The organism is Solibacillus sp. FSL H8-0538 (assembly GCF_038003525.1).
Lineage (GTDB): Bacteria > Bacillota > Bacilli > Bacillales_A > Planococcaceae > JBBOPI01.
Window position 1 is genome coordinate 2647068 of the sequence record NZ_JBBOPI010000001.1, and the last position, 12961, is coordinate 2660028.

The following is a 12961-nucleotide window of genomic DNA, read 5'->3' on the forward strand; positions in this document are numbered from 1 at the left end:
TTTCGTGAATTGAACGAAACCCCACATCACGGTATAGTGGAGGAAGATAAGGAGGTTTTACATGCTACGACTTAGTTGGCTCATTAGTATGAGCATTTCGCTTTTTGGCGTTATGATAATAGAAAACTTTTTCACGCTGAGCCCAGAAGGACAGCCTGGTGCTGGCAATCTCGGTGCAATTGGACTAGCGCTTGTGATGCCGTTTTTATTACTTAGTATATTGACGACGTACCGCTTTTTCCTGCAAGTTTCTCGTCGCTCAACCGACCGAATGATGGGTACTATAATGTTGTTTTTCGGATTTGCGTTAATCGGCGTGCTTGTATACTACGCGATTGATTATAAAAACGAGGCATTTGCTGCACTCGGTGGAAATACGAATAATCCGGAGTCCACAATTTACGGCTATCCGCTACTAAATCAATATACAAATCATATTTTCATTAATTTTTATACGTTTGCAGTAGTGCACACAACATTTGCCTTAATTGGGGCAATTGTTGGGATATTTAAGCCAAAAAAACCACCTACGCTAAATGAAGAATAAAATTTCATAAACATTTCATGTACTACTTCAGGCAGGAAATTCAATAATTTTAGCGCATCCTTTGAATTTGTGTGCTATATTTAGTCGCATTAACTAGGTTTTGAGGTGAGAGTATGATAGACAATTTATTGATTTTTATAATGATTGCAACGATGCTCGTTATTATTCCGGGCGTGGATTTTTTACTCGTAACGAAAAACACATTAAATTACGGTAAACATGCCGGTCATTTTACAACATTGGGTATCTTATTAGGATTAACAGTATGGACGATTTTAGCTGTTTTAGGCTTGGCTACTATTGTGGCAAACTCCATCATATTATTTACAATCATTAAATACTTAGGGGCGATTTATTTACTATGGCTTGGAGTGCAAGCGTTACTAGCACGTAAGTCTACAATGGCAGATTTACTTAAGCCTAACCAAAATAGTTCGGTGAAGAAACATACATATCGCTCTTGCTTTGCCCAAGGTGCACTCAATGATTTACTAAATCCGAAAACGCTACTTGTTTATATGACATTAATGCCACAGTTTATTAATACGAATAATTCGATTACCCCACAGCTAATCACACTTGCTGTTATTTTAATGGTCATATCCGTCGTGTGGTTTATCATTATTGTATTTATTTTAGATATTATACGCGGATGGTTTTTACGTCCATCTGTACAGTCTATTTTCAACAAAGCTACTGGCGTGATGCTGATCTTTTTAGGCATCTGTGTTGCTTTAGAAGAAAAAACAATTTAACTCAACAAAGTAAAGGCGCCCGATTTTAGGACGCCTTTTTTTACCCTTTATACGCAATTTCCACTAAATTAAGGTTGTCCACTCTAAAATCTGTGCCGTACTGAATGCTACAATACAGCTCGCCAATATCTTTACCAGGACGAATGATGCCCACTCCAGTAAACGGCTTTCCAATATAAGGTTGGAGTACGTAAAAATTATTTAAATACTGCCGATTAAATGATTCTTCTATAAAGCTACGGTCAAATACGATTGCAATATACTGATTATTCTCTGCAACAGTTAATACAGCTACTTGTCCTACAAGTTCTATATTTACAAACTCACCCATCACAAGCCGTGTTTCACCGATATCACGAATGGATAGCTGTGAAACGAAACGCTTGCGTAGCTTCGGACCGCGAATCCATTTAAGCTCGTCCAATGTTTGCTGGTCAAATAAAGCTAGCTGCTCGCCTATCGATTGTTTTTTTGTGCGTGTTATTTTTTTCTCCTTTGGCAATGGCAGGCTTGGATGAACTAATTCGTGTTCCTTTTGTTCGGCTTGTTGAAAGAGCTTATACGCATCGCGAAGTGCGCGCTGCCGTCGTTCATAATGCAATGTAGCCATGATGTGCACACTTTTCGGTTCACGCTCTAAAAGGATTAGCGGAACTTTCATGTCATCACCTCATTCAATTTTTTTAGTTCTTGGGGTTATGTATGGCATACAATCAATTCCTACAACATTATAAAACTTTATCTATATAGTACGTGCTTACTCTCTCATCCAATGTTGTATCATATGCAAAAAAACTGTGTAACAACCCTATTTCGAGGATTATTACACAGTTTTTATTTTTATAATTACCGTTGTTATACACTACTGTTGTTTTATTAGTAATCGTTACTTCCATAATAGCAACAATGGTATTTAACCTAACCTTATAATTAGCGTACTTCTGCGCCAGCTTCTGTTAGTGCTTTTAAAACTTTATTATGTGCGGCTACTACTTCTTCGTCTGTTAATGTACGTTCTGGATCGAAGTAAGTTAATGAGAAGGCTACAGATTTTTTACCTGGTGCCATTTTCTCCCCTTCGTATACGTCGAATACTTTAACGTCTTTAAGCAGTTTTGTGCCTGCGCCTTTAATAATGCTGACAATTTCACCTGCCGCATGAGTGCGGTCAAGCTCTAATGCGATATCACGCGTCATTACTGGGAAACGTGGAACTGCGTTGTAGTAAAGCACTTCTGTCGTTGCGCCTAAAATCGCGTGTAAGTTTAGCTCAGCTACATATGTTTCTTTGACGCCTGCTTTTTTCTGTTCAGCTGGATGAAGTTGGCCGATTAAACCAACTTTTTCACCGTCTAGAAGTACGTTTGCCGTGCGTCCTGGGTGTAAGCCGTCGATTAGCGCTTTTTCGTATGATACGCGGCCTGTTAACGCTAGTTTCGCGAAAACTGCTTCTACGATACCTTTTACTACGAAGAAATCAACGTTTTTCTTCTCGCCCTGCCAAGTATTGTCAATCCATTTACCAGTTAACATAAGTGCTAAATGTTCTTCTTCAAATGGCAGTTCTTCTGCAGTTTGACCAAGGAATACTGAACCCACTTCATAAAGTGCGACAGAGTCTCCTTGACGTGCTACATTGTACGCAGCTGCTTCCACTAAGTGTGGGATTAAGCTTTGGCGTAATGTTGAACGTTCTTCAGACATTGGCATTAGAAGTTTTGTTGTTTCTTCTGCTTTTAGAGCAAATTTTTGAGAAGCTTCTGCAGAAGTTAATGAGTACGTCACTGCTTGGTAAAGACCTGCGCCTTCCATAACGTTACGAACGACACGACGAGCTGCTTGATACGGTGATAAGCCCCCAACTTGCTCACCTGATTCAGGTAATGTTAACGGAATTTCATCGTAGCCGTACATACGTGCAATTTCTTCCACGATGTCCTCCTCGATTTTTATATCTTGACGACGTGTTGGTGCATCTATGATTAATAACCCATTAACTACTTCTACGTCGAATTTTAGACGTCCTAAAATAGAAAGCATATCTTCAAGTGAGATTTTCATTCCTAGACGTGTATTGATGAAGTCTGGAGATACGACAACGCGTGCTGGAGTTTTATCTAACTCGTCAACCAGTACTGTCCCTTCTAGTACTTCCCCACCTGCAAGCTCCACTAATAACTGTGCCGCGCGTTCTGCAGCTGGTAATACACGGTTTGGATCTACGCCTTTTTCGAAACGTGCAGACGAATCTGAACGTAAGCCAAGGTCTTTTGATGTACGACGAACTGAACTACCTGCGAAATAAGCTGCTTCAATAACAACAGTAGTCGTTGCATCTGAAACCTCTGATTTTGCCCCACCCATAACACCTGCTACTGCTTCAGGCTCTACACCATTTGTAATTAAGTAGTTATGTGCTTGTAATGTGCGTTCTGCATCATCTAAAGTGATAATTTTTTCGCCATCACGGGCTGGACGCGTTACAATTTCACCAGTACCTAATTTGTCGTAATCAAATGCATGAAGTGGTTGGCCGTATTCCATTAAGATGTAGTTTGTAATATCGACTACATTATTATGTGGACGTACGCCAGCCGCCATTAAGTAATGTTGTAACCAAAGTGGAGATTCAGCTACTTTGACATTTTTAATAACTTTTGCAGCGTATAATGGGTTTGCTTCAGTATCTTCAACACGAAGTTGAAGGACATCTGCTGCTTTTTCAGTTGAAGCAGTGTATGTGATTTCCGGTAGCTTCACATCTGTTGAAAGAATGGCTGCTACTTCATATGCCACACCTAACATTGATAAAGCATCTGAACGGTTTGGTGTTAAACCAAGCTCTAAAATTGTATCGCGTAAGCCTAATAATTCAAGTGCATCTGAACCTGGTACACTGTCAGCTGGTAGTACGTAAATACCTTCAGCATAAGCTTTTGGTACAAGACGACCTTCAACACCTAGCTCTTGTAATGAACAGATCATCCCGTTTGATTCTTGTCCACGAAGTTTTGCTTTTTTAATTTTAATGCCGCCTGGTAATTTTGCGCCTGGGCGTGCAACGATTACTTTTTGACCCTCATCAACGTTTGGTGCGCCACATACGATTTGTTGTAACTCTTCTTCACCAACGTCTACTTGGCAAACATTTAATTTATCTGCTTCTGGGTGTTTTTCTTTTGCTACGACATGTCCGACAACGACATTTGACATGCCATGAGAACGGTCGATTATTGCGTCTACTTCAATTCCTGAGCGCGTAATTTTTTCCGCTAACTCTGCAGGAGCTATATTTTGTGTGTCTACATATTGACTAAGCCATTTTAATGATACTAACATTGGTTGGTCCTCCTTACGCCTCTGTGCGGTGGAATTGTGATAGGAAACGTGTGTCATTTGTATAGAAATGACGGATATCATCCACCCCGTATTTTAACATCGCGATACGTTCTGCACCGATACCGAATGCAAAGCCTGACACTTTCTTCGGATCGTAGCCAGCCATTTCAAGTACATTCGGGTGAACCATACCAGCACCTAAAATTTCGATCCAGCCAGTTTTCTTACAAACGTTACAGCCTGATCCGCCACATTTGAAGCAAGAAACGTCTACTTCTACAGATGGCTCTGTGAATGGGAAGAATGATGGACGTAGGCGGATTTCACGTTCTTCACCGAACATTTTCTTCGCTAGTGCATTAAGTGTTCCTTTAAGATCGCTCATGCGGATGTTTTCGCCGATGACAAGGCCTTCTATTTGCATGAATTGGTGTGAGTGCGTTGCGTCATCTGTATCACGACGGAATACTTTACCTGGGCAGATGATGCGGATTGCTTCGCCTTTTTTCGCTTCCATTGTACGGGCTTGTACTGGAGACGTATGTGTTCGAAGTAAGATTTCTTCTGAGATATAGAATGAATCTTGCATATCACGTGCCGGGTGACCTTTTGGCAAGTTAAGTGCTTCAAAGTTGTAGTAATCTTTCTCGACTTCTGGACCTTCTGCAATCTCATAACCCATTGCGACGAATAAGTCCTCAATTTCTTCGATTACGCGAGTAAGTGGATGACGGTTTCCCGCTTTCACTGTTGCACCTGGTAAAGTTACGTCGATTGACTCATTTTCAAGCTGTTCAAGGATGGCTTGCTCTTCCAGTGCAGTTACTTTTGTTTCTAGCACAGCTGTTACGTTTTCACGTACTGTGTTGACAAGTGCCCCCATTTTTGGACGTTCCTCAGCAGATAATTTACCCATACCTTTAAGTAAATCTGTGATTGGTCCTTTTTTACCTAAATAGGCAACGCGGACGTCATTTAGTTCTTTTAGGTCGCTAGCTGCTTCAATTTTCGCTAACGCTTCTTGTTCTAGTTGCTTTAATTGTTGTTCCATTGTTTGAATTCCTCCTTGTAAAAGTGCGTGCAGCCAAAAAAATGTTTGTTCATGGGCATTTGCAGGTGATCTCTATCAGTTATGGCGAGTTATCTATCTCGTCAGAAAAGTTATCTATCATTCGCCCACAAAACACAGGCCAAACACATTGTTTAGGCATTAGAAAGACACATCTCACCCCAAAATAGGGGGAAGATGATGTCCTTTATTATGTGGTTATGGAAGTTATACTTTCTTAACCACAAAAAACCCCGCCCCTATAAAAGGGACGAGGACGAGTTTCGCGGTACCACCCTAGTTATTGCAACTCGTGCAATCACTTCATTTGAAATAACGACTCTTCGCCGGCTAACCTTTCATCAGGCGTACTGAATCCCGGTAGCTGCTCGCGGGGTGAACTTCAATATTCATGTTTGTACGCAAGCTTACAGTCAAGGCTCGCATTCCCTAAAACAAACAATAGAACATCTACTCTTCCCGGTCGATGCATTTTAATCATTATTAATTTACATCTTTCATAGTACGACAGTTTCGTTTTCGTTTCAAGCGTTAACGTACAAATGCATACAGTAAAATCCCAGTAGCAACAGCGACATTTAGTGATTCTGCTTGTCCTAAAAGCGGGATAATGACATTTTGATCTGTTTTTGCAAGAAGTTGCGGACTAATACCACTACCTTCATTGCCAACGATTAATGCAAATGCATCACTTGCTTCAATGTCTTTATAAGATACAGACTCTTCTAATGAAGTACCGTATACTTGCACTCCATCCTCTTGTAGGTTTTCCACCCATTCAAGTAACTCGCCGCGCACTACGGGAATATGGAAGTGAGAGCCTTGAGCAGAGCGCACTGTTTTTGGATTAAATGCATCCGCACAGCCTTTTCCTAAAATAACAGCATCAATACCTGCAGCATCTGCTGTGCGAATCATCGTGCCGATATTGCCTGGATCTTGCACGGCATCCACAAGTAACACTTTACGCCAGCCTGCCATTTCAATTTCAGTTGCCATGCGCTGTTTGCAATGTGCAAACACACCTTGAGAGCTTTCTGTTTCTGCAATTTCTTTTGCAACAGCTTCATTTACTTGTACCATTTCTACTTCGTCAATTGCCCAAAGTAAAGGTAGGTCGACATCTTCACGTACGATAATTTGTACGATTTGGTCACTATTTTTCAATGCTTCTTCTACTAAATGGAAACCTTCTACGATAAATTCACCTGATTTTTCACGTTCTTTGCGCGTTGTCACAAGCTTTTTCCAGTGCTTTACTAGAGAATTCTGTGTTGATTCGATTCGTTTCATATTGTTTACGTACCGTCCTTAAATAATTATTTCTTTTATTATACTGCATTTTTGACAAAGAATCATTTTACCACGTCATGTTGGAAAAACACAGTTTGTTCAAAATCGAGTGAACCGACTTCTTTTCTCATCCACCGAAAAAATCCCCTACTAGTATTTAATGGAATGATATTTTTTCGAAACAAGCTAAATTAAAGGACTTTTTACCCGTATTTCAAATAAAACGAATCAACTATTTGAAAACAACCTACACTATAAAGAAAAAGGAGGTTGCATAATGGATTTTCAAATTCGACAAGCAATTACATCAAATGTTACAGGACAGACTGCTGAGGAGTTTACGGACATTGTTGCGGATGCCATTGATCGTGGTGAGGAACATTTACTCCCAGGACTTGGAGTATTTTTAGAAAAATGGTGGACGAGCGCTAGCGATGCAGAACGACAAGCCTTCTCACAAAAATTAGCACAAAATTTCGCTTCGTAACCGAGCAGCCATTGCTCGGTTTTTTAATTTTCTAAATATTTTCTCTATGATATAGTTACTCTATACAAGGGGGTTTGAAAATGGCTTACATAGTTGAAGAAATTACTATTTTACTTAAAAAAATATTATCGGAGGAGCAAATTTCCACAAATTTAACTGTCCGTGAACTGCATGGACGTGATGAATCCTATCATGAACCTGCCCTACCTGATATTGTTGTGTTTCCAAAAACGGCACAGCAAGTAAGTGACATTTTGAAAGTTGCCAATGCGCACCGAATTCCGGTCGTGCCGTTTGGTGTTGGTTCAAGTCTTGAAGGACATGTAATACCTTATGACCGTGGAATTACGATTGATTTTAGTGAAATGAATGCCATATTGGAAATTCGAGATGAGGATTTACTTGTTAAAGTGCAGCCTGGTGTGACACGTTCGCAGTTAAATAAGGAACTGAAAAAACACGGCTTGTTTTTCTCAGTTGATCCAGGTGCGGATGCAACTTTAGGTGGAATGGCCGCAACGAATGCAAGCGGCACAACTGCTGTCAAATACGGCGTCATGCGTGACCAGGTTCATGATTTAGAAGTTGTACTGGCAAACGGGGACATTATTCATACGGGGAGCTCTGCAGCAAAATCCTCATCTGGCCTACATTTGAATGGTCTATTTGTTGGCTCTGAAGGAATATTAGGCTGTATTACGGAACTCACATTGCGCGTTTACGGGATACCAGAGTTTGAAGTAGCGGGCCGCGCTATATTTGCATCAAATGAGGCTGCTATACAAGCAGTCGTAGCGATTACACAAGCAGGCATTCCAATCGGCCGCGTAGAGCTCGTTGATAGCGCATCAGTTCATCAGGTAAACGCTTATAGCGAAACGAACTATCCAGAGCGTCCAACCCTATTTGTTGAATTCCACGGCAATGAGGCTGGTCTTGCGCAAGATATTGAATTTGCGACAGAAATTTTCAATGATTTCGGCTGTGAGGATATCCAGTTTGAAAAGGATACAGCTGCGCGAAATAAGTTATGGGAGGGGCGCCATCACTTAGCCTATGCATATATTCATAGTTTCCCGAGTAAAAAGCTAATGAGTACCGACGTCTGTGTACCGATTTCACAACTTGCATCTTCCATTGATTTTGCTCGTGTAGAAATGGATCAGCTTGGTCTAGATGGCGGCATTGTTGGGCATGTGGGCGATGGCAATTTTCACGCGCTCTTAATGATTAATATGAAAGACCCCGAGGAAATAGCGAAATCCATTGCTTATAATGAAAAATTAGTAAAGTTCGCCATTGCGCGCGGTGGCACTTGTACAGGGGAGCATGGCGTTGGTGTCGGCAAACGCAAATATCAAGTACAGGAACATGGTGCAGCACTTGATGTCATGAAGGCTATTAAAGCAACACTTGACCCGAACAATATTATGAATCCGAATAAGCTTCTATAATTAGAAAGACACATTTTTCCCCAATAGTGTGCGAGATGCGGTTCATTCTTAACTACTAAACAAAGCGGTCCATCAGATGGTTTGATGAAACCGCTTTTTGTTCATTTCATTTCCACATGTTCAATCTAATATTTATACACTTACCCACCGTCAATTGGAATGGCCGACGTAATTTTAGGTGCGCTTGCTGGGGCAATTGAAATTATCGGTACGCCATATAGCGCAGGGTTTGGCACTGCTTGTTTTTTTGATTTTAGTGCGTTCAGCTTGGTCTTTAGTGCGTTCGCGACCCTCTTTAGTTCGTTCAGCAGCGTGTTTAGTTTGTTCACACCTGCAATTATGCGGATACCATTTTTTAGTGTGTTCAGCAGCCCACTCAGTACCCTCACCAATCTCTTCCCAACAATAAAAAGAACAACCCAGCGTCTCCCAGGTTGTTCTCATATGTAGTGATGAGGCTATCCATCTTGACAACATTCATCACATTTGTAGTATATTCATGCATTGCAGCGTCTCCCGCACATCCATGAATAAGAACTACACCAATGCCTATTCGCCACGTCCTGCTTCCAGACATTGGGTATTTCACAAAATGAAGGCCGCTACCCGCGAACCCAGCATTTATTAATTGGTATTAAGCAAGCACAGATGCTAGTACTGCTTTTTGAGCATGAAGTCTATTTTCAGCTTGTTCGAAAATGTAAGAATTAGGTCCATCAATAACTGATGTTGCCACTTCTTCCTCACGATGAGCTGGTAAGCAGTGCAGGAACATATAATCTGGCTTCGCATGCGTAACTAACTCTTCGTTAATTTGGTAACCCGCGAAGTCTTTTAAGCGTTGTGCCGTTTCTTCCTCTTGACCCATTGACGTCCAAACATCTGCATATACTGCATCAGCATCTTTCACCGCAAGTACTGGATCGTTTGTTACGTATACTGTACTACCATTTGTTACTGCAATTGCTTTTGCTTTTTCGATAATTTCTAAGTCGCATTCGTAGCCAACTGGTGTAGCCACTACTACGTCCATTCCTACATGGGCTGCCGCAACAACTAAAGCATGCGCTACATTATTACCGTCACCTACGTAAGCAAGTTTCAAACCTTTTAACTCACCTTTATTTTCAGCAATTGTTTCAATGTCTGCAAGTGCTTGGCATGGATGATCAATATCTGTTAATCCGTTAATAACAGGAATTGTCGCGTACGCAGCAAGTTCTTTTACCATCTCATGAGAGTTTGCGCGAATCATGATCCCGTCTAAATAGCCTGATAACACACGACCTGTATCTGAAATCGGCTCGCCTCGACCAATTTGCATATCGCGTGCATTCATAAACATGCCGTAGCCACCTAGCTGTTGCATGCCTACTTCAAACGATACGCGCGTACGTGTTGAACTTTTTTCAAAAATCATGCCTAGTGTTTTACCTTCTAACAAACGAGGACATTTGCCTGCTTTTGTAATTGTTTTTAATTGAGTCGCTAATTTTATTAAGTCTTGAACTTCTTCACTTGTATAGTCAAGTAATGTTAGTAAGTCTTTGCCCTTAAGACTTGTTACTAACTTCAGTTGTACTTCCTCTAACAGTTTCATAATACTTTCGCTCCTTTAAGGTTAATCATATTCCATATTATACATATGCATAATTATAAAATCAAGTGAATTAATATTTTATTTTTAAAAAATCTAAATTTTACATTAATTCATTTATTAATACCACATTTCTTTCAACACAACCTTATTTAATACGTTTTAACTCACTTATCATTATTCATCTTATTTTTATTTTTATGCATTTTTTGTATATTATTTTTTCTTTATTATTCACTTATATACAAAATTAAAAGCCTCCTCTTAGAAGAGAAGGCTTTACGATTGCAGTTATTCAAAAATAATTTTATTCACTGTATCACGGTCTAGCTTTTTGATCACCGCAACGATTAATTTTACTGCATTTTCATAGTCATCACGGTGAAGGATACCTGCGTGTGAGTGGATGTAGCGTGTTGCTACGCCAATTGCTAGCGATGGTACACCGTTTGCTGTTATGTGAATGGAACCTGCGTCTGTTCCACCGCCAGCGAGTGCTTCAAATTGATACGGAATGTTGTTTTCTTCTGCAATGTCGATAACGAAGTCACGTAGTCCATTATGTGCAACCATTGACGCGTCGTAAATAACGATTTGCGGCCCGGCACCCATTTTTGATGTGGACTCTTTAGGTGTTACGCCCGGTGTGTCTCCAGCAATGCCGACATCAACTGCAAAACCGATATCTGGCTCAATTTTATGTGTAGAAGTTTTTGCACCGCGTAAGCCGACTTCTTCTTGCACGTTTCCTACGCCGTACACGATATTAGGATGTTGCTCGTCTTTCAGTGCACGTAGCACATCAATGGCAATCGCACAGCCGATTCGGTTATCCCATGCTTTTGCGAGTAGATGCTTGTCGTTTCTCATGACGTTGAATTCAAAATATGGTGTGACCATATCTCCAGGTAACACGCCCCAGCTTAGTGCTTCTTCCTTTGAGGTAGCACCGATATCGATGAACATTGCCTTAATATCCACTATTTTATTTCGTGCTTCAACAGGTAAAATATGGGGCGGTTTTGAACCGATGACGCCAATGACTTCCTCCCCTTTACGTGTTGTAATCGTTACGCGCTGCGCTAGCATTACTTGACTCCACCAGCCCCCAACTGTTTGGAAGCTTATAAAGCCACGGTCATCGATTTTAGTAACCATAAAGCCCACTTCATCTAAGTGACCGGCTACCATAATTTTGGGGCCGTTTGCATCGCCTACTTTTTTTGCGATTAAGCTGCCAAGGTTATCTGTTTCGATTTCATCTACGAATGGTGCGATATACTTTTTCATCACTTCACGCGGTGCACGTTCATTACCAGCAATTCCGTTTGCATCAGTTAACTCTTTAAGCATTTGTAACGTTGGGTCTAGCTGTGTCATTATTTCACCCTCCTATATATCTATTCACTCCATTATAGCTTGAGTAATTTGAAAAATGAATTAATTTAATATCCCGAACGCTGACGCTCATAGTTTTTTTCATTTTTCGCGATATAGGCTGAGATAATATCTTCTTCTGTAAAATCAAGGTTAAATGCTAATACACTGTACGCATTCCACATCGCAATATACGTTTGTTCGGATTGCTGCTCGATAAATGTCAGCACGGCTGTTGTCGTGTATAAAAACCATAGTGTAAGGTCCTGCTTCCCTTCCACTGTTGGCCACTGTTGCAATGCAAAGCCACGCATATTGCCTAGCGACAGCATGAAATGAATTGAGTCAACAAACTCCTCTAAAATAACGTCACGCTCAGATGCACCTTTCGTTGACCAAAACTTAAAGCAGCGTGTTTCGTTCGCAAGCTCTGACAGTTCGACTAGTAAAGCTAGCCCTTTTTCATTAAAAACATCATGTTCAATATTTTGTGTGTCCTCGATAAAACGGTCAAGTTCACGCTGCATTTCAAATAATTTTTTGAATTCCATAAAAAATCCCTCATTTTCTTTCTAAAAGTGAAACTTCTACTGCTACTCAATCGTATAGCAAAGAAACATGGTATGACAAGGGGGAACTTTCATGGCTCTTCTAATCCGTTTACTTATTATTGTGCTCATCATTTACATATTTTATAAAGGGGTTCGTTATTTAACCGATCCTAAGCGGAAGCTAGATGAAGCGTTTGAGAATGGACAATATTATTTTTATGATGATGTAAAGAATGTACGAAAAAATTTCTTCATCTCCTATAAGGGTGCTCTGTTTGAAGGCGAAAAATATTTAGGGACGACTGACAATGCGTTCGAAGTTGTATCTATCTTCGTTTTTGTCCATGAAGCAATGAAGCTACAAGGCTTTACAAAAGAGGATTTTCTTTATTTAGAGAAGGAAATAACGATGAACTATCCGAATGCAAAAATCAATTGGAAAAATCCTATTGAAAAGCTGATGAATCAATGAATAAAGGACAAAGAAACATG

At 40.4% G+C, this 12961-nt stretch carries 13 protein-coding genes and 1 other annotated feature; of the genes, 5 read left to right on the forward strand and 8 right to left on the reverse strand.

Features of this window, described 5'->3' with window-relative positions; all coding sequences use genetic code 11:
- Positions 1-61: 61 nt before the first annotated feature.
- A complete protein-coding gene (locus MHH87_RS12565; RefSeq protein WP_340749647.1) occupies positions 62-547 on the forward strand; it encodes a nucleoside-diphosphate sugar epimerase in 486 nt (161 codons plus the stop codon).
- A gap of 113 nt (positions 548-660) precedes the next feature.
- Positions 661-1302, forward strand: coding sequence for a LysE family translocator (locus MHH87_RS12570; protein ID WP_340749648.1), 642 nt, complete (start codon positions 661-663; stop codon positions 1300-1302).
- A 40-nt stretch (positions 1303-1342) separates the two neighbouring features.
- On the opposite strand, the gene MHH87_RS12575 is transcribed toward MHH87_RS12570, so the two are convergent.
- The 4 genes from MHH87_RS12575 to MHH87_RS12590 form a co-directional block, all read right to left on the reverse strand.
- Positions 1343-1963, reverse strand: a complete 621-nt coding sequence (locus MHH87_RS12575) for a hypothetical protein (RefSeq protein WP_340749649.1) — start codon at positions 1961-1963, stop codon at positions 1343-1345.
- A gap of 269 nt (positions 1964-2232) precedes the next feature.
- On the reverse strand, positions 2233-4641 hold the full coding sequence (gene pheT / locus MHH87_RS12580; protein WP_340749650.1) for a phenylalanine--tRNA ligase subunit beta: 2409 nt from the start codon (positions 4639-4641) through the stop codon (positions 2233-2235).
- Between the two features lie 13 nt (positions 4642-4654).
- Positions 4655-5692, reverse strand: coding sequence for a phenylalanine--tRNA ligase subunit alpha (gene pheS / locus MHH87_RS12585; RefSeq protein WP_340749651.1), 1038 nt, complete (start codon positions 5690-5692; stop codon positions 4655-4657).
- A gap of 261 nt (positions 5693-5953) precedes the next feature.
- Positions 5954-6186 (reverse strand) — a binding site (T-box leader).
- A gap of 55 nt (positions 6187-6241) precedes the next feature.
- A complete protein-coding gene (locus MHH87_RS12590; protein WP_340749652.1) occupies positions 6242-7003 on the reverse strand; it encodes a TrmH family RNA methyltransferase in 762 nt (253 codons plus the stop codon).
- A gap of 277 nt (positions 7004-7280) precedes the next feature.
- On the opposite strand from MHH87_RS12590, the gene sspI reads away from it, so the two are divergent.
- Entirely contained in the window at positions 7281-7490 is a 210-nt protein-coding gene (sspI, locus tag MHH87_RS12595) for a small acid-soluble spore protein SspI (RefSeq protein WP_340749653.1), read from the forward strand.
- An 80-nt stretch (positions 7491-7570) separates the two neighbouring features.
- Positions 7571-8944, forward strand: a complete 1374-nt coding sequence (locus MHH87_RS12600) for an FAD-binding oxidoreductase (RefSeq protein WP_340749654.1) — start codon at positions 7571-7573, stop codon at positions 8942-8944.
- Between the two features lie 140 nt (positions 8945-9084).
- Here the strand turns inward: MHH87_RS12600 and MHH87_RS12605 are convergent, their stop codons facing one another.
- From MHH87_RS12605 to MHH87_RS12620, 4 genes are all read right to left on the reverse strand, one after another.
- A complete protein-coding gene (locus MHH87_RS12605) occupies positions 9085-9333 on the reverse strand; it encodes a hypothetical protein (RefSeq protein WP_340749655.1) in 249 nt (82 codons plus the stop codon).
- A gap of 245 nt (positions 9334-9578) precedes the next feature.
- Positions 9579-10544, reverse strand: a complete 966-nt coding sequence (gene argF / locus MHH87_RS12610; protein WP_340749656.1) for an ornithine carbamoyltransferase — start codon at positions 10542-10544, stop codon at positions 9579-9581.
- Positions 10545-10832: 288 nt separating this feature from the next.
- On the reverse strand, positions 10833-11921 hold the full coding sequence (locus MHH87_RS12615; protein ID WP_340749657.1) for a M42 family metallopeptidase: 1089 nt from the start codon (positions 11919-11921) through the stop codon (positions 10833-10835).
- A gap of 65 nt (positions 11922-11986) precedes the next feature.
- On the reverse strand, positions 11987-12469 hold the full coding sequence (locus MHH87_RS12620) for a dUTP diphosphatase (protein ID WP_340749658.1): 483 nt from the start codon (positions 12467-12469) through the stop codon (positions 11987-11989).
- A 91-nt stretch (positions 12470-12560) separates the two neighbouring features.
- Between MHH87_RS12620 and MHH87_RS12625 the strand changes: the two genes are divergently transcribed.
- Entirely contained in the window at positions 12561-12941 is a 381-nt protein-coding gene (locus MHH87_RS12625; protein WP_340749659.1) for a sigma-w pathway protein ysdB, read from the forward strand.
- The last annotated feature ends 20 nt before the right edge of the window (positions 12942-12961 follow it).